This window comes from Desemzia incerta, assembly GCF_900115825.1.
Classification (GTDB): Bacteria; Bacillota; Bacilli; order Lactobacillales; family Carnobacteriaceae; genus Desemzia; species Desemzia incerta.
In genome coordinates, this window is sequence record NZ_FOXW01000007.1 from 20,497 (window position 1) to 43,149 (window position 22,653).

A 22,653-nucleotide genomic window follows, 5' to 3' on the forward strand; every position below is an offset into this window, starting at 1 on the left:
GAAAAACAATATACCAGAAAGGGGTAAGTCTATGCTGAAAATTTATAATACATTGACCCGACAGAAAGAAGAGTTTATTCCTTTAGAAGAAGGAAAGGTCAAAATGTATGTGTGCGGCCCGACTGTATATAATTATATTCATATTGGGAATGCTCGCAGTACTGTTGCTTTTGATACCGTTCGCCGTTACCTTGAGTACAAAGGTTTTGACGTGAACTATGTTTCCAATTTTACTGATGTAGACGATAAAATCATTCGTACTGCTAAAGAGTTGAACATCACGGCACCAGAAGTGGCGCAACGATTTATTGATGCTTACTATGAAGACACAGCGGCTTTAGGTGTTGCAAAAGCTACCAAGAATCCTCGTGTAATGGACAGTATGCCGGATATCGTTGAGTTTATTCAAGCATTGATTGAAAAAGAGTATGCTTACGAGTCTATGGGAGATGTTTATTTCCGTACGCGCAAATTCAAAGATTATGGAAAACTGAGCGATATGTCGATTGATGACTTAGAAGTTGGAGCCAGCAATCGTTTAGAGGATGAAGAAAACAAAAAGAAAGAAGATCCTTTAGATTTTGCGCTGTGGAAAGCTGCCAAAGCAGATGAAATAAGTTGGGATTCACCTTGGGGTAAAGGGCGTCCTGGTTGGCACATTGAATGCTCGGTGATGGCTACGAAATATCTAGGAGATACGATCGATATCCACGCTGGCGGCCAAGATTTGGCTTTCCCTCATCATGAAAATGAAATTGCTCAAAGTGAAGCGAAAACAGGTCACCCATTTGCGCATTACTGGATGCATAATGGATTTGTGACGATGGACAACGAAAAAATGAGCAAATCCCTAGGGAACTTTGTTTTAGTGCACGATATTATCAAACAAGTAGATCCACAGATTTTACGTTTCTTTATGGCAACGACTCAATACCGCCGTCCGATCAGTTACAGCATGGCAACGATTGAAGAAGCTAAGAACAATTTGGCAAAATTGAGAAACGCTTACGAAAATGTTGGTCATCGTTTGAAAGATGCTGTAGAATCAATAGGAACAGATGATGAGAAGCTTGCTCAATTGGAGCAATTTAAACAAGATTTCATTCATGAAATGGATGATGACTTCAATGCGGCTAACGGAATCACAGTGGTTTACGAGTTGGCAAAAACGATGAATATTTATAGCGAACAAGCAGAAGTGTCTAAAGTCGTACTAGAAGCTATGCGTGAACTAATGAGTGAGCTGCTGCAAGTATTCGGGATCACATTTGAAGAAGAGACGTTGTTAGATGAAAAAATCGAACAGTTAATTGTTGAGCGAAATGAAGCCCGTGCGGCTAAAAATTTCCAACGCAGTGATGAGATTCGAGACCTGTTAAAAGCAGAAGGCATTATTCTAGACGATACACCGCAAGGAACCAGATGGAAAAGAGGATAATATGACTGAAAAGAATTGGGCATTACTTAACGGATTGGCTTTAGCTTATGTTGGGGATGCCATTTATGAAACATATATACGAGATTATTTAGTAAACCAAGGACAGACTAGACCTAACCAATTGCATCGCATGGCAACTCATTTTGTTTCAGCGAAAGCACAAGCTTTTTTGATGCATGAAATGATTTCGGCAGAGTTACTGTCTGAGGAAGAAGAAACGATGTTCAAACGAGGAAGAAATGCTAAGAGCCATACATCAGCTAAGAACGCGGATATCACGACTTACCGTATTTCAACAGGATTTGAAGCTTTGATGGGCTTCTTGCATTTGTCCGGCAGAAAAGAACGTATGGAAGAACTAATCAACTGGTGTATCCAGAAAGTGGAGGAGACGAACGATGCCAAGAAATGATAAACGATCGCCTAAGAGAGAACAAAGAAAATCCAATCAACAACGCCCTCAACGTAAACGTCCTCAGCCGAGAGAAGAAGTAGAAGTTGTAGAGAACGAAGAAGAACGCGATTTTGTCATGGGAAGAATTCCGGCAATCGAGGTATTGAAGTCTGAAAGAGACATCAATAAAGTCTTCTTGCAAGAAGGATTATCAGGAACTAAATTAGATGAGATCCAAGGCCTGGCGAAAAAACGTAAATTACAGATTTCAATCGTGCCAAAATCAAAATTAGATCAATTAGTTGATGGACAAAACCACCAAGGTGTAGTCATTGGAACTGCGGCATATCCGTATGCAACTATAGATGATTTGTTTGAAGCAGCTGCTAAGAAAAATGAAGATCCGTTTTTCATTCTATTAGATGGCGTAGAAGATCCGCATAACTTAGGCTCAATCATGCGTACTGCAGATGCAATCGGAGCTCATGGAATCATCATTCCAAAACGCCGTGCTGTAGGATTGACGGCTACCGTAGCCAAAGCTTCAACAGGAGCGATTGAACATGTACCTGTTGTTCGAGTAACGAACCTGGTCCAAACGATCAAAGACTTGAAAGAACGTGGTATCTGGTTCTACGGAACGGATATGGAAGGGCAAGATTATCGTCGTTGGGATGCAACATTGCCTGTTGGTCTTGTAATCGGAAATGAAGGAAAAGGTGTTTCAAGATTAGTAAAAGAACAAATGGATGGAACCATTACGATTCCAATGACTGGACACGTCCAAAGCTTGAATGCCAGTGTGGCAGCCAGCTTATTGATGTATGAGGTTTATCGCGGTCGGAATCCATTATAATTTATTGAAAAAAATGAACTAACAGTACCAGAAAAGAAGGGGGGTCGAGACCATGAAAAAAGAAGTACTGCTTGTTGATGGATACAATATGATCGGCGCTTGGCCAATGTTGGAAAAATTAAAAAACCAAGATGAAATGGAAGAGGCAAGAGATTTGCTGCTTCATGAATTATCGAATTATGCTAAGTATGAAGACATTGAAGTACGCGTGGTCTTTGACGCCCAACTGGTTCCAGGTATCCAAAAAAGTTATAAAAAATTTCACTTGGATGTTATTTTCACTAAAGAAGGTGAAACGGCAGATAGTTATATTGAACGTGTCGTAGGGCAAGAAAATTTATTGATCACTCAAGTCACTGTCGCTACAAGCGATTTGGCTGAACAGTGGATTGTTTTTCAAAGAGGAGCTTTGCGCAAATCAGCTAACGAATTGTACAAAGATCTGCAACACTCCAAAAAGGCAATTGAAAATGATGCAAAAACATTGCACGGGCAAAGTTACAGACGAAATTCTCCTTGGAACCATCGTCAACTAGATGCACTAGAAAGATTCCGAGATGACTTAGCAAAAAAATAACCATACACTATTTGAGAATTCAGAAAAAGAGCAGACTGAATGAAAGGCCAAAAGAATAAAACATAGGCTGGAGGAAAACAAGTGAGTGGTACCAAGGAATTCTTTGAGCAGTTAAAAGATGAAGATTTGATCACAGTAATTAAAAGCGGCGATTATTATCCTTTTGAAATTCTATTTCAACGTTATACTCCATTGGTAAAGAATGTCATCAAGGATTATTATATATTGGGTTACGAAAGAGATGATTTTGTCCAAGAAGCAAGAATTGTCTTCAATAAAACCATTCTTTTTTATGATAAAACAAGAGGACATACTTTCGGAAATTATTTCAAATTAAACTTAAAAAATCATTTATTCAGTCTGATACGAAAAGATATGGCTAAAAAGAGAAGGATAGAAAAAATTTCTGAGTCGTTAGACAGTTTGTTAGAAAATGGTTTTTCCCCGCAATACATACAAAATTATACCAGCAGTATGAGCTTCCAAGAAGCTTTAGAAGTTAAGGAGAGTATACCTCAATACTTCGAGTCATTATCTGATTTCGAACATCAAGTCTTTATTAGGTATCTTCGAAACATACCACGAGAAGATATCGCAAAAGAGTTTAATTGTGAAACCGTAAAAGTAATCAATGCGTTAGATAGATGTAAAAGAAAAATGAAGCAGTACTGCAACTAAAAATGGAAGCGTTTGCTAAATAAGTCTGCTCTTTTTAGCACTCTTAAATAATGTATGTTATATAAAAAAACTACCTCACTGCAATTCAGTGAGGTAGTTTTTTGATGAATGCTCTGTTGAATATTCTTTAAATAAGCGAGTCATTCCATTCTTCGTCTTCCCAATCTTCGTCCCATTCCATGTCAGTTTCTGTAGGTGTTCCACCAACTAAATCATTGTAGAATGCTGTTCTGGCAGCAGTTGTGTATGGAGTGATCCATAAAAACCCGATTCCTAAAGTAAGGAAACCAATCAAATACCAACCGATAAAGCTTAAATCAAGGGCGAACAACCGTCCTTTGTGTCCATCCATCAGTTCTCGACTCTCCGTAATGCAATTGATTGCTGAGACTTTTTCCGTATTAGGATGATCCGCGTGGTCTTTGTAAATCAAGTAAGCTTGCGAATAGGAATAAGATTTGATGAGCCCAGGGATAAAGAATAACAATGTCCATAAAACTATAAACAGGCTTGAAACGATATAAATCAGAAATACACCTAAAAAATATTTTTTAGAGAATACTTGGAATGCATCTCTAAGTGGTCGAATTTTATAACCAGGATCTCTAAAGGCTGTTAAGAAGGCAAATGACATTCCAGTAGTGATAATCGTCGTAAATAAATTTTGAACAAACGTAACTCTTGTATCATTAGTATCATTATAGGAATTTTCGTCTTCATATAATACATCTGAATCAGAATAAGCGCCTCTATCTTCGTATTCAATATCACCATATGTACTTTCCGTTGCAAAATAGTCGCTTGTGCTTGCAGAAAAAGTAGCAATACTTACTACCAACAGCGCCAAAGTGGCTATCCCCAATAATGCTGGAAGAAGATTCATTAACACCGCATCTTTCCATCGACCTTTCAACATCTCACGAGCATCTTGCTTAAGTTCAGAGCTTGTTTTAAACTCATCCATTTTGTGTAACTCCTTTTTCTTCTATATTATTTCATGATTAATATAACACACAGAATGACATAAAAATAGCTAAGTATAACAGTTTTTATATTAAAAAAATCCACTTTAAAATTGTAAAAGATTACTTGTTTGGTATGTTTTCAATCGGATTTCAAAATATTTGAATCCATTATTGGCTAGACATTTTCTGACGTGTTAAAGTAAGGGTAATAGAAAAGAAGGTCTGAATTAAGAGGCGATTTGTTTTAAACGAAAGGGTGTAGTGACGAATTTGAAAAGTGATCAAACCGAAGATTTTAATATTGTCATGGAAAATGTCCAATATTTTCCTCCACAACAATATTATGGGACCATTGTTTTATTTATGATTAAGGGAACGGCACAAGTCAGGTACGAAGGTCAAGAAGATGAACTGAAAGAAAATGATATTTTGTTTATCAACCGGAATTCTCGTTATTCCATTAGAGGAAATGAAGAGAATATACTGATATCTTTATCCATATCCAGTCATTTTTTTGCGCTGCATTATAAAAATTATTTCCATAGTTACTTTCAGTCTTTCTCTAAAGAATTGGATAAAGGAAGAGAAAAAGTCACTCAACAATTGAGGCATTTATTGTCAGAAATGATTATTGAAAAGTACCGCGACGAAGATGGCAGTGCACTCGTGATCCAAAGCAGTGTTTACCAAATTATGTTGATGATGACGCGTTTCTTCAAAAAAGAGATGCCGATGTGGGAAGGCGCTGAAGCCAACGATGAACGTATTGCTCGCATCATTCAACTAATCGAACAACACTATTCAGAACCGCTGACGTTATCTGAAGTGGCTGAAAACGAGTTTTTATCTGTCTCTTACTTATCGCGCTACTTTAAGCAAATGGCAGGGATCGGTTTTTTGAACTATTTGAATCAAGTTCGTTTGAAACACAGTATCGATGATTTATTGTACACAACAGATAATTTATACGAAATTGCTCACAACAATGGATTTTCAACGGCTAAAAATTATTCTGCAATCTTCAAGTCGGTCTACCACATGACTCCCTCACAGTACCGAAAACAGCATCAGCAAGCCAATTTGATCAGAGAAAAAGAAGAGGAAGTTCAAGAAGAAACACGTTCAGTGATGGAATCCCCAGCAGTCTTGATCCGATTAGCCAAATATTTAGATGAAAGTGCAGACCAAAATTTTGTTTACGATAAAGCTCCAGTAGAAGAATTAGAGATTCGCCTAGAGAAAGAAAGCGATGAAAAATTGGGGCACGAAAAGCATTTAGTGTTCATAGGTGAATTGAAAGAATTGCTGAATGAAAATGTTAAAAAACAAGTTCTAACAGCTAATCAACAATTAGGAATCCATTATATAGGAATTCGAAAATTACTGGAGGGAATTACTTTGCTGCCGGAAGTAGATACTGACGAGATGATCTCAACATCGCCTGTATATGCTAATTCCGATTTGGCTATCCAATTTTTAAAAGAGCAGCACATCCCTTTATTTATCCGTGTCGATTACAAAGAAATCAAACAAGATGAACTCTCCTTTTTTGATCGTTTTGATCGCTTTATTCAGCATTCATTATTGGTTTTTGGACGTTCATTTGTAGGACAGTGGCGCGTCTTATTTCAAGGACCAAATCAAAAATCTGTATCCGCTGATGAGTTGAAGAAGATGTATTTGAAGTTACGGCAATTATTAAAGAATCGTGTATCTGACATAGCGGTTGGCTATTATGTTTCTTATGATGAAAAAAAAGATATTATTTCACAGGATCAGCATTGGATATTCGATGAAGCAGAAAAAATTGAATTTATCAGTTACGACGCTGATCAAAACGATTTGATTGATTTTGATAAAATCAGCGACAAAGATTTTATCAAGAGTCAGGACTACATCGTTGATAAGACAGCCAGATTAAAACAGTTTTTAAGAAAACACCAATTGAATAAACCCTTGTACTTGAACAACTGGAATACATTAACAGGTAATACGCGTTATACGAATGGAACTTTCTTTAGAGGAGCACTGATTCTGAGAACTGTTCTTGCTTTAAGCAAGGAAGTTGAGAGCTTGGGCTTTTGGATCAACAATGAATTGCATGAAAAAAGCAGCGGCAGCCGCAACATCTTGATTGATGGATTGGAATTGTTTCACTTTTTCGATGGAAAACGGCCAGTGTATTATGCGGTCATGTTTAAAGAAAGACTCCGAGGAAAAGTAATTGCAAGAGGAGACAGCTTTTTGATGACTGAAAATGAAGAGGGTTATCAAATTATTTTATATAACGAGAAACGATTTAATCCTCAATACTCTACGGATGAACTGTTTGTCCAATCTCGTAAAAAAGAGCTGCATTTCAGTTTGAAGGGGTTAGAAAAAGGCGATTATCAAATTCGTACATTCCGATTCGACAGCGAAAACGGCGGTCTATATAAAAATTGGGGCAAATTAAACAGTCAGTATGGTATTGATAAAGAAATCATAGATTACATTGTTCAAACATCTCGTCCAGCCATTGAGTTAACAGATGAAAGCATTGAAGGAGACTGGTCTTTTTATTCCTTATTGAATATCAATGCTATTCACTTTATTGAAATGAGAAAAGTTATATAATGGAATTAAAGAAAGTTTCTACTTGCTATAAAAGAATAAAATGACAAAAAAGACGAAAGGACAAAAAACACCCCCTGGATTTTGTCTTTTTTGTTTTACCTTAGGAGAAGAGGGCAAAAAAGCAGTAAAAAAGGATAAGAACCGCTCTGGTTAAAACTTTTAAAGAGGCTATAATAGAGATTGTCGCTAAATGAAAGCTTGGTATTAAAGGAATAGGTAAAAAATTAGGAGGTAATGTTAAATGACAGAAGTATCGGTTAAAGAAGAGTTGCTGAAACGATTAGAAGAAAAAAATGATCGTATGATTGAAATCCGTCGTTATTTGCATGCACACCCAGAATTGTCTTTTAAAGAAGATAAAACGGCTAAATACATTCAAGATTTTTATAAAGAAAAAGAGTGCGATGTTCGCGCAAACGTTGGAGGAAATGGCGTTGTTGTAACGATTGATAGTGGCAAACCTGGAAAGACTATCGGGATTCGTGCCGATTTTGATGCACTTCCGATTACAGAAGAAACAGACTTGCCATTTGCTTCGCAAAATCCAGGAGTCATGCATGCATGTGGTCATGATGGACATACAGCTTACATGTTGATTCTTGGAGAAACGTTGATCGAAATGAAAGATAAATTAGAAGGTAAAGTTGTCATCCTTCACCAACATGCAGAAGAAGTTCCCCCAGGCGGAGCTATCAGCATGATCGCAGATGGAGCCCTAGACGGAGTGGACAATGTATTTGGTATCCACGTGATGTCAGAAATGGAATCAGGTAAAATTTTCTACCGTCCAGGCAATGTTCAAACAGGACGTTCTTATTTTAAAGTTACCATCAATGGTGTTGGGGGACATGGTTCTTCTCCACACAAAGCAAAAGATGCGATCGTTGCAGCGAGTCATTTTGTAGTGACTCTTCAAAGTGTCGTCAGTCGTGCGTTGAGTCCATTTGATGTAGGTTCAATCACGATCGGAAATTTTGATGGAAAAGGTTCATTCAATGTCATCAAAGACAAAGTGACCCTTGAAGGAGATGTCCGCTCCATGTCCGATGAAGCACAAGCAACGATCGAAAGAGAAGTTCGGGCGAAATTAGATGGAATCAGTGCAATGTTCGGCGTCACTTATGATTTAGATTACAAAAATGATTACCCGGTTCTTTACAATGATCCTGAAATAACTGAGTTTGGTGTCAATGTGTTGCGAAATACGGATATTCCAGAATTAACAGGTGTTGAAATGTGCGAACCGCAACCACCTTCAGAAGATTTTGCTTATTACGCGAAAGAACGTCCAAGTATGTTCTTCTATGTGGGGGCAACTCCTGAAAACGGAAAAGCTTACCCTCATCACAACCCTAAGTTTGATATTGATGAAAAATCACTAATGATCTCTGCTAAAGCAATGGGCGCCATCGTTGTTGATTATTTGAAAGGAAGTAGCAAGTAATTGGAACAAGAGTATAAAGGGAATAACAGATTAATCGCAGGTATCGTCATGGGTGTTATCACATTTTGGTTGTTTGCCCAAACGATGCTGAATATCGGTCCAGCTGTACAACAAGATCTAGGGATCTCTGCAGGAGTATTGAATATTTCTGTCAGCTTGACCGCTTTATTCTCCGGTATGTTCATGGTTGGAGCTGGAAGCTTGGCTGACCGTATCGGACGCGTAAAAATGACGAATATTGGTATGGTTTTAAGCATTACTGGTTCCTTGTTTATTGTAGTGGCACAAGGTGCGCCTCTATTGATTCTTGGACGGATCATCCAAGGGTTGTCTGCAGCAGCTATCATGCCATCCACCATGGCTTTGATGAAAGTGTATTTTGATGGAAAAGAAAGACAACGGGCGCTAAGTTACTGGTCAATTGGTTCGTGGGGCGGTTCTGGATTAACGTCTCTATTTGCTGGATTGGTTGCCAGTACACTTGGATGGAGAGCAATCTTCATTTTGTCTATCGTGATTACTGTTATTGGGATGATGTTGCTGAAAGGTACACCTGAAAGCAAAGTAGAAGCTATTGGGAGTCAAAAGTTTGATTTTTCGGGATTAATGGCTTTCGTGGTAATGATGTTGTCGTTCAACCTTTATATTACGAACGGGTCTGCATTAGGCTGGACTAGCTTAGCTGGACTTGGACTTATTGCTGTTTTCCTGCTTTCAACATTAGTTTTTGTCAAATTAGAAACCAGTAAAGACAATAGTTTGATTGATTTCTCGCTTTTTAAAAACAAAGCTTATGCTGGAGCAACTTTGTCGAACTTCTTATTGAACGCAGCAGCGGGCACATTGATCGTTGTAAACACGTATGCTCAATCTGGTCGCGGATTCACTTCTTTCCAAACAGGACTATTAACAATCGGTTACTTAGTCTTTGTGTTGATCGCGATTCGTATGGGTGAAAAATTCTTGCAAAAATATGGTGCGCGTATGCCAATGCTGGCTAGTGCAGTCATTACTGCGATAGGGATCGCCTTGATGTCATTGACGTTCTTACCAAATAGTCTGTACATCATTTTTATCATCGTAGGGTATGCATTATTTGGATTCGGATTAGGAATTTATGCGACTCCTTCAACAGATACCGCTGTTTCAAATGCACCCGCTGAAAAAGTAGCCGTTGCATCTGGTGTTTACAAAATGGCCAGTTCTTTAGGCGGTGCTATTGGTGTAGCTATTTCAGCAAGTGTCTTTGCAGCCGTAAATGCTGATGGACATGTGCATGAAGCAGGTTCTATTGGGTTATTGGTCAACATTTTATTTGTGGTGATTGCTTTCTTAAGTGTGTTCTTTACAACACCAAAAGATCATGCAGATGCTGTACATTCAACAACTAAATAAACAACAAAACAAGCGACTGGGAACAAAATCCTAGTCGCTTGCTTTATTATCAGATTGGATTTAAAAAGTCTTTCCTAGTTCTTTAGCTTTTTCAATACCTGCCGCTACAATGCTTTCCGAATTTTCAGGATCGTGATCCATGCCTTCGACAAATAACTCGGAACAATCTTTGATGCCTAGGAAGCCGAAAATAGTTTTGATGTATTGGCTGGCAGGATCTTGTCCATGAAATACGCCGCCATTGGCTTGAATATGTAAAAGTTTTTTGTTGTTGATCAAACCTTCGGATCCTGTTTCAGTATAGCGGAATGTTTTGCCAGCAACCGTTACGGTATCGATCCAAGATTTCAGGCGAGAATGTACATGCAGATTCCATAATGGAGTCGCAATCAATTTCTGGAAGAGTTACTTGGTATAAGTTCAACTCTTCAATGCTGTTATCAGGATTAGTCTTTTGTATTCTTCTAGAAAGCATCTAACACTTTCATTGAACTTGAAACTGAACGATCAAACTGGTGAACGCGTACTACTAAAACTTTTGCCATTTCTTTCCCTACTTTCGTTTTTATAAATAAACTGTATCATGATTGAAGCGCTTTAATAATAAGCTCTGAAGAATTTACAAATAAAAGCTAAACGCTTGCATAAAACAATTTGGTTGTGTACAATTCAATTGTGCACAACCAATTAGGGGGAAATCAAATGGAAGGAAATCAGTTTTTATTAGAAGAACAGCTTTGTTTTTCGACGTACACTCTATCTAAACAATTTACCAAATTTTATCGGCCAATTTTAGAACCGTATTCGTTAACGTACCCTCAATATGTAACTTTATTGATTTTATGGGAGAACGATAACCAAAGCGTGCAAGAATTAGGTAATCGATTAGGATTAGATAGCGGAACGTTGACGCCTATGCTCAAGCGAATGGAAACAGCGGGATATGTTACTCGAAATCGTCATCCGGAAGATGATAGAAAAGTCGTAATTGCTGTGACTGAAAAAGCGATGGGCATCAAAAGTGAAGTAATAGAAAAAGTTTCTGCCTGTTTGCAGCTTCTCCAATTGGAAGAAAAAGATTATTTTGATTTGATCGAACGCATCAATGCTCTGACCAAAACTTTAGGAGGAATCAATCATGACTGAATCAAGAAAACTTTATACAACAAAAGCAATCAATACAGGTGGACGTAACGGAGAAAGCCGTTTACCAGACGGGTCATTTTCAGTTAGAGTTTCTACACCAAAAAAATTAGGTGGTCTAGGACAAGGAAGCAACCCTGAACAATTATTTGCATTAGGATACAGTGCTTGTTTCAACTCTGCTTTAGAAGCGAAAATGAAAGAAGCAAAAGTAGAGGCTAAATCAGAAGTAACGGCTGAAGTGGTTTTAAATTCAGATCCGTCAGACAATGGCTTCAAATTATCTGTTGTCTTAGAAGTCGGTATTGAAGGAAAAACGTTAGAAGAAACAACAGAACTAGCTGAAAAAGCTCATGCATTCTGCCCGTATTCAAAAGCTGTTCAAAACAATATTGATGTTGAAGTGAAAGCTGTAGAATATGTCGGTTAATTTTAAAAAAACTCTCGCCGAATCTGGCGAGAGTTTTTGTTTACAAAATGAAGATCAAAGCTCCAATCATGAGAATCAAGGATAACAGGATGCTCATTGAAGATAAAAATCCTGAAAGAGAAGCTTTGTTTCCATAAACCACCATGTTGATGGTAGAAACAGTCCCTATTGGAGCAAGAGCCAATAAGACTAACGATATTCGAACGAGTTGCGGTAGAGGCAGCAAGAAATAGAAAATCAACGCAAGTAAAATACCTAATAAGTAGCGTGTAAACAATAGTTTTGCTACTTTCGTCAAATCGACTCGAGGAATCTTAAAGTCTAAGTAAAGCCCAATCATAAACATGGATAGAAAGGCATTTCCGCTAGAAAAAAGTTTGACGACCGAAAGAACATTTTCCGGAATCACAAATTGAAAAAGGGCCAGTAGGATCATAACAATGTAAGTAGAAAAAGAAGGAGAGCGAAACAAACGAAAAATCACTTCTTTAGCTCCGCGAGAGCTTCGATTTTGTCCCAGCATTTTATCTGCTAATAAAGGCGTCCCGCCAAATAACATCAACGCATTACCTGTATCGAAACTGCCGATAAAAGGAATAGCAGCAGGGAAAAAACCTTGTACAAATGGAATCGTAAAATTCCCAATGTTGTACCCCGCTTGACTGAACATCATTAAAGCCTGATCAGAAGTGTCTTTCTTACGCCAGATTATTCCGCCGATTGACACCAACAAAATATTTGACAACAAACCTAAAGAAATCATAATGATCAATATGCTATCAATCTCAACGGCATTGAAGCCGACAATAATCGTAGCCGGCAAAGTTAAGTTCAGAATGATTTTTGAAATGGTGTGGCCGTCCCGCTCTTCTAATAGCCCACCTGCTTTAAATAAATAACCTACTAGTATGACCAATAAAAAGCTGATTGCTTGTGTTAATACAGCCCCCAATAAAAAAACGCTCCTTTTTCTAGGTTTAAAACCTAGTTTTACCTTATCTTACCTTACCAAATCATAAATTCCAATCTTAAGGTAAATGCCTTAAAACAAGTTCGAATAAAATAGATAATGCTCTCCTTGTCTTTTCTGCTTAACACATTTGTATATTAGGTAGAAAAAAATTCGAAAGTTAGCGAGGGAAAATGAAAAAGGGCAAAGAAAATCAGACCAGTGATGCGTCATTTGATTTTGGAGAAGTGGAACTGTTAGATATGGAAACAGTAGCCTTAGCCCAGTTCAACAGCGATCAAATAACGGTGTTAGGCGATATCAGTATACCTAGCGTTGGATTGAATCTGGCAATTGGAAAAGGTACCTCTCCTTATACCTTGGCATTGACAGCAGGAACCATGAAAGAAGAGCAAGCAATGGGGAAGGGAAACTATGCTTTAGCTGGACGTTATATGGAAGATCCAGACTTGTTGTTTAGACCTTTATATGAAGTAGAAATAGGCGACACTGTTTATTTGACTGATTTGAGCTACATTTATGAGTACCAAGTCATTGAGCAACGAAACATCGAAGCTACAGAAGTCAGCGTCATAGATGAGTCCCGAATAAGACATTACTGACATTGATCACGTGTGACGGTAATGGAGTTACTCGCGTATTGACCACTGCTGAACTTGTCCAAAAGGTTTCCGTAGACAATGCTTCTCCTGAAATGTTAGAAGCTTTTGATTCAGATCTGAGTATTCGATCTCGTTGATGAGAAAAGAAGCAATCAGATATAAGATAAGATTTATATAACAGCATACAGCAAAGGAACCACAACTTTTTCCTGGTTGTGGTTCTTTTGTATCTAAAGGAATGTAAGGGGAAACATTGGAAAGACAAGCTTATTCTTTGAAAATAAAGCTTGCAAACAGGATATAAAAAGAGCATACTATTTGTTAGTTACCTAACAGTTCGGTGCCGAACTATTAGGGAGAGAATTCAAAAAGACAACCAAGAAATTTTAAGAGGAGGTAAAAAGTGAGGGAATTTCAGGATTACGTTTGTTTCTCACTGCAAGCAGCCAATCACCAAGTCAAAAAATCCATTGCTGCCAAAATGACGGAGATCTCAGATGATCAAAACAATATGATGCAATCCAGAATCATCGGTTTCATTCATAGTCGACAAGATAAAGATATCTTTCAAAAAGATATTGAAGAATTGCTGAAAATACGTCGTTCAACAGCGACGGGAATGTTGAATACACTGGAAAAAAAGGGACTCCTAGAGCGCCAGCCAGTGAGTCATGACGCTCGCTTGAAAAAACTGGTCATCACTCCTAAAGGAATCGAATTTTCAAAAAAAGCAGTAGAATGCATTCAAAGTGTAGAACGTAAAGTACGTTCCGGATTGAGCGAAGAAGAACTGGAAACCTTTTTTAATGTATTAAGTAAAATCAGAAAAAATATAGAAGATATGGAATAGAATGTAAGGGAGTTTATGTATGATACAGTTGTTAAAATATTTAAAAACGAAAGACTGGGGAATCGTTTTTATGGTTCTCCTATTTATTATTGCTCAAGTCTTCTTAGATTTGAAATTACCAGACTATATGTCTGAAATCACTGTTAAGGTTCAAACACCAGGTAGTGAGACCAGTGAAATCATCCAAACAGGTGGATACATGATGCTGTGTGCTTTAGGAAGTTTAGTGGCGGCAATTATCGTCAGCTTCCTGTCTACCAGACTAGCAGCTTCGTTTGCTAAAAATTTGAGAGAAAGACAATTTGATAAAGTGGAAAGTTTCTCGATGCAAGAGATCAATGGTTTCTCGACTTCCAGCTTGATCACTCGTTCAACAAATGACATCACTCAAGTGCAAATGTTTATTGCAGTGGGAATGCAAATAATGTTTAAAGCACCTATCATGGCAGTTTGGGCGTTAACAAAAATTTCTAATAAGAACTGGCAATGGACAGCAGCTACTGGAATCACTGTAGTCGCATTGTTAGCGGTGATTATTACAGTTATTTCTTTGGCATTGCCTAGATTTAAACGTATCCAGTCATTAACCGATAACTTAACCTCTGTTACAAGAGAGAACTTAACAGGGATTCGCGTAGTTCGCGCATATAACGCTGAAGACCACGAAGAAAGTAAATTCGAGACAGCTAATACAGCTTTGAATCAAAATTACTTATTTACGACACGTTTGATGGCGTTTATGTCTCCAAGTATGGTCGCTGCAATGAATGGATTGAGTTTAGCTATTTACTGGATCGGAGCTTATTTGATTAATGAATCGATGGACATGATGGAACGTATCACTATTTTCAGTGACATGGTCGTGTTCTCTTCTTATGCCATCCAAGTCGTGATGTCATTCGTTATGTTGACATTCGTTTTCGTGATCTTGCCAAGAGCGCAAGTTTCAGCAAATCGTATCAAAGAAGTTTTAAATACAGATTCTACTATTAATGATGGAACAGTAACAGAAGGAAAAGACGATTTAGAAGGTGAAGTTGAATTCCGCAATGTCAGTTTCAAATATCCGGATGCTGCTGATTATGTAATCAAAGATATCAGCTTCAAAGCGCGTAAAGGAGAAACTATTGCGTTTATCGGATCAACAGGAAGCGGTAAAAGTACGATCGTCAATCTTGTTCCGCGTTTCTACGATCCAACAGAAGGTGAAATTTTAATTGATGGTGTGAACGTAAAAGATTATACCCAAGAAGCGTTGTGCAATAAAATCGGGTACGTTCCTCAAAAAGCTGTTTTATTCAGTGGAACGATTGCTTCGAATATTGCTTTCGGAGAAAATGGAAAAGAAGACATCTCTAGAGATGCTGTAAAACGTGCAATCAGTGTAGCCAAAGGAACAGATTTTGTTGAAAAAACAGAAAATCAATATGAAGGTCACGTTGCCCAAGGCGGGAACAACTTCTCCGGAGGTCAAAAACAACGTATGGCGATTGCCAGAGCGATTGCTCGTGATCCGGAAATTTTCGTTTTTGATGATTCATTCTCTGCATTAGACTACAAAACAGACCGCGAATTACGTTCGCAGTTGAAAGAAGAAGCAAGCGGAGTCACTAATCTGATTGTTGGCCAACGAATTGGAACAATCAAAGACGCTGACACGATCATTGTACTAGATGAAGGTCGGATCGTTGGAAAAGGTACGCATACAGAATTGCTGGAAACATCTGAAGTGTACCGCGAAATTGCTTATTCTCAATTATCAGAGGAGGAATTAGCTAGTGAGTAAACATGCTGGAAAAGTATCGGGTATGAAACCGAAAAATATGAAACAAACGTATAAAGACTTATTGGCTTACATCAATGTGTACTTGCCTATTGTGATAGTAGCACTTGTTTTAGCTATGGGAGCAGCAGTCATTTCGTTGATCGGTCCGCGCCAATTAAGTGAGATCACAGATTTGATCACAGCAGGATTGACCGGTCAATTGGATATTGCAGCAATCGAAAAAATCGCTCTTCTCTTGGTGACTTTATATGTGATCAGTTACATTGCCAACTATGTTCAAGGATTCATCATGGCAACGATCACGCAACGCGTTTCTAAAAAATTAAGAAGAGACATTTCTGAAAAAATCAATCGTTTGCCGTTGCGCTATTTTGACTCTAACAGTGTCGGAGATGTACTGAGTCGAGTAACGAATGATATCGACATGATCAGTCAAACGATGAACCAAAGTATCAGTACTTTAGTAACAGCAACAACTATGTTCTTGGGTTCATTATTTATGATGTTCATTACAAATGTCCCTATGACTCTTGCAGCAATTGCTTCAACGTTGATCGGGTTCGGTCTAATGATCTTAATCGTGAGACACTCTCAACAATACTTTGGAGCACAACAAAAAGCTTTAGGAGCCGTTAATGGACATGTGGAAGAAATCTATTCCGGTCATAATGTCGTAAAAGCCTATAATGCTGAACGAGGAGCCAAAGAAACTTTTGACCAAATCAATGATGATTTGTACCAAAGTGCCTGGAAGTCTCAATTCTTCTCTGGGATCATGATGCCATTGATGAACTTTATCGGGAACTTCGGTTATGTAGTTGTCAGTATTTTAGGAGCTGTGTTGGCTTTAAATGGAGATATCACTTTTGGAGTGATCGTAGCCTTTATGATGTACATTCGCTTGTTCACCCAACCGTTATCTCAATTTGCACAAGCAGCAACAAGTCTGCAATCAACAGCTGCAGCAAGTGAACGCGTATTCGACTTCTTGCATGAAGTCGAATTGATAGACGAAAAAGGGAAGACAAGTCAATTGGAAAACATCCGTGGAGACGTGGAATTTGAGCATGTTCATTTCGGATATACACCTGAGAAAACAATCATCAATGATTTCTCTGTGCATATCAAACCTGGTCAAAAAGTAGCTATTGTTGGACCGACTGGTGCTGGTAAGACAACGATCGTCAATTTATTGATGCGTTTCTATGAGATCAATAGCGGTTCGATCAAAATTGATGGAATTCCAACAACGGATCTGACGCGTGAAGATGTCCATGAGCAGTTTTGTATGGTGCTTCAAGATACTTGGATCTTCCAAGGAACTGTACGAGAAAATATCGTCTACAACGTCGAAGGTGTAACTGATGAGCAAGTGGAAGATGCATGTAAAGCAGTAGGAATCGATCACTTTATCCGTACTCTGCCTCATGGATACGATACAGTATTAGATGATCAAACCAGCTTGTCTGCTGGACAAAAACAGTTGATCACGATCGCGCGTGCTTTAGTTAAAGATGCGCCACTACTGATTTTGGATGAAGCAACGAGTTCAGTAGATACACGTACAGAAGCTTTGATTCAACAAGCAATGGACCATTTGATGGTTGGGCGTACGTCATTTGTGATCGCTCACCGTTTGTCTACGATCAAGAATTCTGATGTGATTTTGGTAATGGATAATGGAGACATCATCGAAAAAGGAAATCACGTAGAATTATTGGCCGCTGGCGGGTTCTATGCAAACTTGTATAATAGCCAATTTGAAGAAGCTTAATTTACAGGCTTCATTTGAACAATAAACAGTTAAAAGGTCCTTTCTGCTGTATAAGTAGAGAGGACCTTTTTGTTGAATTTTGAAGATAGGCCATGAATGATATAGGAGTTAGGCTCATGGCTGAAAATGAAGTAATTTCGGCCATGAGCAAGCTAGGAACCGAGCTTATGGCACAGAAAAAGAATTTATCGGCCATGAGCTTCCAAAAATGAAGGCCCATGGCAAAATAAGAAACCATAACTCAAAAAACGAGCCCCTCAATCATCCAGTGAGGGGCTCGTTACTTTACTCATTATTTTTTGTGTTTCAGCAGTTTCATCCCGATCAAAGCTAAACTAGTGACAGCAACAGTAGCCAACACAGGGTTTTTAGTAGCCTTGACATAGTAGCTTTTCTTCCGTATCCAGCCTTTGTTAGTGCCGCGTTCATGCAGACCGTATCCAGCGTGATATAGGCTGCTTTCTTCTTTTGGCTTAGATGGACGAGAATCGTATTGAGAAGGGTGCATCACCTTTTCGACAAATTTGTCCGTGAAGCGCGGCAGCATATGAGATAGAACGGTCAAGAACTTCGATTGTCTACCTACATAGACATCTCTTGTCGGTTTTTCAGCTGCAAATAGAATAGCTTCTGCGACGGCATCTGGAGGATAGACCATACCGATATGAGTCGGTTGGTGTTCCAAATAACTGTGTGCATGCTCATTGTATGGGGTATCGATTTTTCCAGGCTGAATCAAAGTAACAGAAATCGGAACATGATCTTTTTCAAATTCCATACGGATACTTTCCGTCCAGCCGTGTACAGCAAATTTAGAGGAAGCATAAATTGATTGAATCAAGGAAGCTTTGTTCCCGAAAATTGATCCGACATTAATAATTGCGCTGGGTTGCCCAGTTTCTTTAAAGTGCTTGGCCGCAGCTTTTGTCCCATAGACAACGCCCCAAAAGTTGACTTCAAACATTTGCTTCATATCAGGAGTACTGATCTCTGTACCGTGTCCGTAAATAGAAACACCGGCATTGTTGACCCACGTATCAAAATGTCCAAATTCTGCAATCGCCTTTTCAGCGATTCTATAGACATCTTCTTCTTTTGAAACGTCAGCCACCACATACATGGCAGATTGCCCTTTAGATTTCAGTTCATCGACCAATTTCTTCAAGGCTTCTTCGTTTCTTGCGGCTGCGACTACCTTTGCACCTTTAGCAGCTGCCATCCTGGCAGTAACTAACCCAATCCCGCTGGATGCTCCTGTGATAACAATGACTTGATCAGCTAATTTCTTCAAAGGCAACTTCATATTATTGACGGGCATTTTTTCTTTTGACATAAATGAATATCCTCCTTATTTTATAGTTTGTGGTCCACAACCAGTAAAAAAGAATTTATTCCTAATGACAATTGCTTCAACATTTCTTTCTTTACTCTTTATTTTAAAGAAAGGATGGGACGATATGCAAAAATAAGGCTTAGTAAACCTAAAAAAAACACCCCGACTAGACTAATCTAGTTGGGGTGTTTGAGTTTTAAGTTTAAATTATGCTTTAGTAATGTTTACTGCTTGAAGTCCGCGGTTACCTTCTTCAATATCAAAAGTAACTGTTTCGCCTTCTTCTAAAGTTTTGAAACCGTCAGTTTGGATAGCTGAGAAGTGTGCGAATAAATCTTCTTCGCCTTCGCGTTCGATAAAACCGAAACCTTTGTCTGCATTAAACCATTTAACTGTACCTTTATTCATAATAAAATTCCTCCATTGTTTTGTGCTTTGAGCACGTTGTATTTGCAATATTTCATTTAAAAAAAGAAGAGGGAATTTAGTCATAAAATGAATAAAACTACCAATTAATTTTGTTAATAAAACTACTACAATTAATACTATACCCTTTATTTCGAGATAAGTAAAGCTCCACGCTGAATATCTTTTTTTACTCCCTCGGATTGAGTGAACAAAAAGACACATCTGTTATGAATATCTAACCCAAAAACTGTTGTCTGTCATTAAAGAAACTGCGGTAAGCCAGGAACGATGCAATATAAGAAGACAAGCTGGTCGTCGCTACGACCATGAAAGTCACCATGATCTGATACATGATAGCTGTAGTAGGGACAGTTCCGGCAAATATCAATCCTGACATCATACCTGGCAGTGTCACGATCCCAATGGTTTTAGCAGAATCTAGAGAAGGCTGCATGCCGGATTTAATCGTTTCTCGTAAAATCGAACGCGAAGCTTGGTTAGGTGTAGCGCCAAGCGACAGTTTTTCCAATATTTGTTGGCGCTGGTCTCGAAACAGGGTATTCAAGTTACGGTAGCACAAACCAATGGTCGTCATAGCTGTCCCACAAATCATTCCTGAAATAGGAACGATTTGGGAAGGGGTAAATTTGATAGAGCCTGATAAAACAAGTACCGTTAACGTTAAAATAACAGTAGAAAAAATAGCGATGATGGAGATTTTTAAGGAATTTGGAATCTGATTGCTGCGTTTATGAGCGTTCCACGCAGCATTGAAAGACATCACAAAGACTAAACCAATCGTCACCAAAGGACTGTCTATCCCAAACAAGTAAGTTAAAATATACCCCACAGCCACTAATTGAATGACCGCTCGAGTAATGCTGTACAAGATTTCTTTGGCGGTCCCTAACTGTTCTTTATAAGAAATAAAGACACCTACAAGAACTAAAGCAAAGCTAAGAGCAATGGTTGTTGGGCTAATTTGCAAATTCATTTTGCAATTCCTCCTTATGAACAATTTTCCCGTCAACGATACGGATCCGTTTATCTGCCAAAGCAGCTTCTGCTTCATTATGACTGATCATCAAAATCGTCATTTCCGTCGTTGAACGCATTTCTTGAAGCCAGTGCCAGATGATTTGACGGTTTTCTTCGTCTAAAGCACTGGTTACTTCATCCAACAATAAAATTTTCGGCTGGAACAAAACGTTGCGGATCAAAGCAATTCGTTGTTTTTCTCCACCTGATAGTGCATTGATCGGTTTGTCTAAGTAATCCTCAGGCAATCCGACCATCCCTAAATAGTCCGTCGCTTTTTGTTGATCAAATGCCATCTGGCGAATCTCATATGGAAAGCTCAAGTTGTCTCTCACCGTGTCTCCAAATAAAACAGGGGACTGGAAGCAGTAAGACACTTCTTTTCGGTATTCAATAGGATCATACTGTTCAATAGAGCGACCATTGTAAAGCAATTCGCCGTTCGTTTTAGATAAGATAGTCGCAATGATTTTTAATAAAGTGCTTTTCCCACTGCCAGATGGCCCGGTAATGGATACAAACTCTCCACTTTCCACTGTAAACTGAATATCTGCTAAAATTTTTTTACCTTCAGACTCAAAAGACAGCTGTTTGATTTCTAATAAAGCCATGGTTATCGGTCTCCTTTTAATGTACTGGTTCTCTTATCCTATCATGTTTTTTGAATGGATAGAAAGATAACTGACAGAAAAGTGTGTTATTGAAGAAAGTTGTTCGTTGAATCCGTTTTCTTTGTTGTTGACACTTTTTTATATAAGCGGTAGACTATTTAAGTGTTTACGATAAAGCGTTTGCAACGAGAAGAGAGGGCAATAAGCATGAAAAAAATGGGCGTATCGATCTACCCGGAAAAAAGCACTTATGAACAAGACAAAGATTATTTAGACTTAGCGCATCAATACGGGTACAAACGTATTTTTACTAGTCTGCTGGAAATTACAGGAGATTCAAAAGAAGTTGTAGCTAAATTCAAAAAGATCATCGAGTACGGCAATTCATTAGGTATGGAGACTGTGGTCGATATTAATCCTGGTCTATTTGAACAATTAAATGTCAGTTATGATGATTTATCTTTCTTCCATGAACTAGGCGCAACAGCCGTTCGATTAGATTTAGGTTTTACGGGTGCTGAAGAGGCGCGAATGACCAAAAATCCATATGGTCTTCAAATTGAAGTCAATATGAGCAGTGGGACGAAATACATCGACAATATTATGAGTTACCAACCAAACAAAGAAAATTTGACCGCTTCACAAAACTTCTACCCTCAAAGATACTCTGGTTTGGCTCAAGACCACTTTGAACAAACAACTGCTCAATACACTCACTACAGATTGAATACAGCAGCTTTTGTTACTTCACAAGCTGGGAAATTGGGACCATGGCCTGTTCAAATGGGATTATGCACATTAGAACAGCATAGACATTTGTCTATCCAGACGCAAGTCACACATTACCGTTTAATGGACACGATCGATGATTTATTGATCGGGAATGGATACGCTTCTGAAACTGAATTAAAAGCTATGGCAAGTGCATTTTCAAATGCGCATCCTCAATTGGAAATCGTATTTGAGCCGCATGCAACAGAATTGGAAAAGAAAGTGATCTTAGAAGAAGTACACCAATACCGTGGTGACCGATCAGAATACATGATTCGTTCTTCTATGACTCGAGTAAAGTACAAAGCAGAAGACTTTCCAGTGCATTCTACTGCAGAAACAAAAAAAGGAGACGTAGTGATCTGCAACAACAGCTTTGGTCAATACAAAGGGGAAACCCAAATAGCACTAAAAACTATGGAAGATGATGGATCACGCAATATCGTCGCCAAATTAACACCAGAGTCCGTTTTCTTGTTGGACTACCTAACTCCTTGGTCAAGCTTCCAATTTATTGAAGTTCAGTAAAAATAAGGGATTGCACTAAAATCATGTAGATGTTTTGGTTTAATTA

The 22,653-nt window shown here is 38.4% G+C and carries 22 protein-coding genes; 15 read left to right on the plus strand and 7 right to left on the minus strand.

What is annotated here, in order from left to right; genetic code table 11:
- The first annotated feature begins 31 nt into the window (after positions 1–31).
- From cysS to BM137_RS09090, 5 genes are all read left to right on the plus strand, one after another.
- Entirely contained in the window at positions 32–1,438 is a 1,407-nt protein-coding gene (gene cysS, locus BM137_RS09070) for a cysteine--tRNA ligase (RefSeq protein ID WP_092480853.1), read from the plus strand.
- Position 1,439: 1 nt separating this feature from the next.
- Positions 1,440–1,850, plus strand: coding sequence for a Mini-ribonuclease 3 (locus BM137_RS09075; RefSeq protein WP_092480854.1), 411 nt, complete (start codon positions 1,440–1,442; stop codon positions 1,848–1,850).
- A complete protein-coding gene (gene rlmB / locus BM137_RS09080) occupies positions 1,837–2,688 on the plus strand; it encodes a 23S rRNA (guanosine(2251)-2'-O)-methyltransferase RlmB (protein WP_092480855.1) in 852 nt (283 codons plus the stop codon). The genes BM137_RS09075 and rlmB overlap by 14 nt, the downstream gene beginning before the upstream one ends.
- 52 nt (positions 2,689–2,740) lie before the next feature.
- Positions 2,741–3,265, plus strand: coding sequence for an NYN domain-containing protein (locus BM137_RS09085; protein ID WP_092480856.1), 525 nt, complete (start codon positions 2,741–2,743; stop codon positions 3,263–3,265).
- 81 nt (positions 3,266–3,346) lie between these two features.
- Positions 3,347–3,943 carry a sigma-70 family RNA polymerase sigma factor gene (locus BM137_RS09090; RefSeq protein ID WP_092480857.1) on the plus strand — a complete coding sequence of 199 codons (597 nt, stop codon included), beginning with the start codon at positions 3,347–3,349 and terminating at the stop codon, positions 3,941–3,943.
- A gap of 127 nt (positions 3,944–4,070) precedes the next feature.
- Here BM137_RS09090 and BM137_RS09095 read toward each other — a convergent pair whose 3' ends face one another.
- The gene (locus tag BM137_RS09095) at positions 4,071–4,907 is read right to left on the minus strand and encodes a DUF975 family protein (protein WP_092480858.1); all 837 of its coding nucleotides are present in this window, start codon (positions 4,905–4,907) and stop codon (positions 4,071–4,073) included.
- A 271-nt stretch (positions 4,908–5,178) separates the two neighbouring features.
- Between BM137_RS09095 and BM137_RS09100 the strand changes: the two genes are divergently transcribed.
- From BM137_RS09100 to BM137_RS09110, 3 genes are all read left to right on the plus strand, one after another.
- A complete protein-coding gene (locus BM137_RS09100; protein WP_092480966.1) occupies positions 5,179–7,524 on the plus strand; it encodes a helix-turn-helix domain-containing protein in 2,346 nt (781 codons plus the stop codon).
- A gap of 241 nt (positions 7,525–7,765) precedes the next feature.
- Entirely contained in the window at positions 7,766–8,968 is a 1,203-nt protein-coding gene (locus tag BM137_RS09105; protein ID WP_092480859.1) for a M20 family metallopeptidase, read from the plus strand.
- Positions 8,969–9,016: 48 nt separating this feature from the next.
- A complete protein-coding gene (locus tag BM137_RS09110; RefSeq protein ID WP_092480967.1) occupies positions 9,017–10,363 on the plus strand; it encodes an MFS transporter in 1,347 nt (448 codons plus the stop codon).
- Between the two features lie 60 nt (positions 10,364–10,423).
- On the opposite strand, the gene BM137_RS09115 is transcribed toward BM137_RS09110, so the two are convergent.
- A complete protein-coding gene (locus tag BM137_RS09115) occupies positions 10,424–10,756 on the minus strand; it encodes an FMN-dependent NADH-azoreductase (RefSeq protein WP_092480860.1) in 333 nt (110 codons plus the stop codon).
- Positions 10,757–11,065: 309 nt separating this feature from the next.
- Here BM137_RS09115 and BM137_RS09120 point away from each other — a divergent pair, with 309 nt between their 5' ends.
- On the plus strand, positions 11,066–11,509 hold the full coding sequence (locus BM137_RS09120) for a MarR family winged helix-turn-helix transcriptional regulator (protein ID WP_092480861.1): 444 nt from the start codon (positions 11,066–11,068) through the stop codon (positions 11,507–11,509).
- Positions 11,502–11,936, plus strand: a complete 435-nt coding sequence (locus BM137_RS09125) for an organic hydroperoxide resistance protein (protein ID WP_092480862.1) — start codon at positions 11,502–11,504, stop codon at positions 11,934–11,936. The genes BM137_RS09120 and BM137_RS09125 overlap by 8 nt, the downstream gene beginning before the upstream one ends.
- A 40-nt stretch (positions 11,937–11,976) precedes the next feature.
- On the opposite strand, the gene BM137_RS09130 is transcribed toward BM137_RS09125, so the two are convergent.
- The gene (locus tag BM137_RS09130) at positions 11,977–12,888 is read right to left on the minus strand and encodes an AEC family transporter (RefSeq protein ID WP_092480863.1); all 912 of its coding nucleotides are present in this window, start codon (positions 12,886–12,888) and stop codon (positions 11,977–11,979) included.
- Between the two features lie 191 nt (positions 12,889–13,079).
- Between BM137_RS09130 and BM137_RS09135 the strand changes: the two genes are divergently transcribed.
- The 4 genes from BM137_RS09135 to BM137_RS09150 all read left to right on the plus strand — a co-directional run bounded on the left by BM137_RS09135 (position 13,080) and on the right by BM137_RS09150 (position 17,918).
- Complete coding sequence (locus BM137_RS09135) at positions 13,080–13,508, plus strand: class A sortase (RefSeq protein ID WP_092480864.1); 429 nt, start codon at positions 13,080–13,082, stop codon at positions 13,506–13,508.
- Between the two features lie 403 nt (positions 13,509–13,911).
- Entirely contained in the window at positions 13,912–14,358 is a 447-nt protein-coding gene (locus BM137_RS09140) for a MarR family winged helix-turn-helix transcriptional regulator (RefSeq protein WP_092480865.1), read from the plus strand.
- 19 nt (positions 14,359–14,377) lie between these two features.
- Positions 14,378–16,144, plus strand: coding sequence for an ABC transporter ATP-binding protein (locus tag BM137_RS09145; RefSeq protein ID WP_092480866.1), 1,767 nt, complete (start codon positions 14,378–14,380; stop codon positions 16,142–16,144).
- 22 nt (positions 16,145–16,166) lie between these two features.
- Entirely contained in the window at positions 16,167–17,918 is a 1,752-nt protein-coding gene (locus tag BM137_RS09150; RefSeq protein WP_092480968.1) for an ABC transporter ATP-binding protein, read from the plus strand.
- Positions 17,919–18,210: 292 nt separating this feature from the next.
- Here BM137_RS09150 and BM137_RS09155 read toward each other — a convergent pair whose 3' ends face one another.
- The 4 genes from BM137_RS09155 to BM137_RS09170 form a co-directional block, all read right to left on the minus strand.
- The gene (locus BM137_RS09155; RefSeq protein ID WP_218147514.1) at positions 18,211–19,251 is read right to left on the minus strand and encodes an SDR family oxidoreductase; all 1,041 of its coding nucleotides are present in this window, start codon (positions 19,249–19,251) and stop codon (positions 18,211–18,213) included.
- Positions 19,252–19,458: 207 nt separating this feature from the next.
- Positions 19,459–19,659, minus strand: a complete 201-nt coding sequence (locus BM137_RS09160; RefSeq protein ID WP_092480867.1) for a cold-shock protein — start codon at positions 19,657–19,659, stop codon at positions 19,459–19,461.
- A gap of 235 nt (positions 19,660–19,894) precedes the next feature.
- The gene (locus tag BM137_RS09165; protein ID WP_092480868.1) at positions 19,895–20,653 is read right to left on the minus strand and encodes an ABC transporter permease; all 759 of its coding nucleotides are present in this window, start codon (positions 20,651–20,653) and stop codon (positions 19,895–19,897) included.
- Positions 20,637–21,308 (minus strand): ABC transporter ATP-binding protein, encoded by a 672-nt coding sequence (locus BM137_RS09170; RefSeq protein ID WP_092480869.1) that lies wholly within the window; start codon positions 21,306–21,308, stop codon positions 20,637–20,639. The genes BM137_RS09165 and BM137_RS09170 overlap by 17 nt, the downstream gene beginning before the upstream one ends.
- A 207-nt stretch (positions 21,309–21,515) precedes the next feature.
- On the opposite strand from BM137_RS09170, the gene BM137_RS09175 reads away from it, so the two are divergent.
- Positions 21,516–22,607 carry a DUF871 domain-containing protein gene (locus BM137_RS09175; protein ID WP_092480870.1) on the plus strand — a complete coding sequence of 364 codons (1,092 nt, stop codon included), beginning with the start codon at positions 21,516–21,518 and terminating at the stop codon, positions 22,605–22,607.
- Positions 22,608–22,653 lie beyond the last annotated feature (46 nt).

Bases quoted from the DNA above. Each gene is read 5' to 3' on its own strand.
- BM137_RS09150 (WP_092480968.1), top strand. From the start codon at position 16,167: ATGAAACCGAAAAATATGAAACAAACGTATAAAGACTTATTGGCTTAC.
- BM137_RS09165 (WP_092480868.1), bottom strand. From the start codon at position 20,653: ATGAATTTGCAAATTAGCCCAACAACCATTGCTCTTAGCTTTGCTTTA.
- BM137_RS09110 (WP_092480967.1), top strand. From the start codon at position 9,017: ATGGGTGTTATCACATTTTGGTTGTTTGCCCAAACGATGCTGAATATC.
- BM137_RS09105 (WP_092480859.1), top strand. From the start codon at position 7,766: ATGACAGAAGTATCGGTTAAAGAAGAGTTGCTGAAACGATTAGAAGAA.
- BM137_RS09135 (WP_092480864.1), top strand. From the start codon at position 13,080: ATGAAAAAGGGCAAAGAAAATCAGACCAGTGATGCGTCATTTGATTTT.
- BM137_RS09085 (WP_092480856.1), top strand. From the start codon at position 2,741: ATGAAAAAAGAAGTACTGCTTGTTGATGGATACAATATGATCGGCGCT.
- rlmB (WP_092480855.1), top strand. From the start codon at position 1,837: ATGCCAAGAAATGATAAACGATCGCCTAAGAGAGAACAAAGAAAATCC.
- BM137_RS09095 (WP_092480858.1), bottom strand. From the start codon at position 4,907: ATGGATGAGTTTAAAACAAGCTCTGAACTTAAGCAAGATGCTCGTGAG.
- BM137_RS09075 (WP_092480854.1), top strand. From the start codon at position 1,440: ATGACTGAAAAGAATTGGGCATTACTTAACGGATTGGCTTTAGCTTAT.
- BM137_RS09125 (WP_092480862.1), top strand. From the start codon at position 11,502: ATGACTGAATCAAGAAAACTTTATACAACAAAAGCAATCAATACAGGT.
- BM137_RS09175 (WP_092480870.1), top strand. From the start codon at position 21,516: ATGAAAAAAATGGGCGTATCGATCTACCCGGAAAAAAGCACTTATGAA.
- BM137_RS09145 (WP_092480866.1), top strand. From the start codon at position 14,378: ATGATACAGTTGTTAAAATATTTAAAAACGAAAGACTGGGGAATCGTT.
- BM137_RS09170 (WP_092480869.1), bottom strand. From the start codon at position 21,308: ATGGCTTTATTAGAAATCAAACAGCTGTCTTTTGAGTCTGAAGGTAAA.
- BM137_RS09160 (WP_092480867.1), bottom strand. From the start codon at position 19,659: ATGAATAAAGGTACAGTTAAATGGTTTAATGCAGACAAAGGTTTCGGT.
- BM137_RS09155 (WP_218147514.1), bottom strand. From the start codon at position 19,251: ATGTCAAAAGAAAAAATGCCCGTCAATAATATGAAGTTGCCTTTGAAG.
- BM137_RS09120 (WP_092480861.1), top strand. From the start codon at position 11,066: ATGGAAGGAAATCAGTTTTTATTAGAAGAACAGCTTTGTTTTTCGACG.
- cysS (WP_092480853.1), top strand. From the start codon at position 32: ATGCTGAAAATTTATAATACATTGACCCGACAGAAAGAAGAGTTTATT.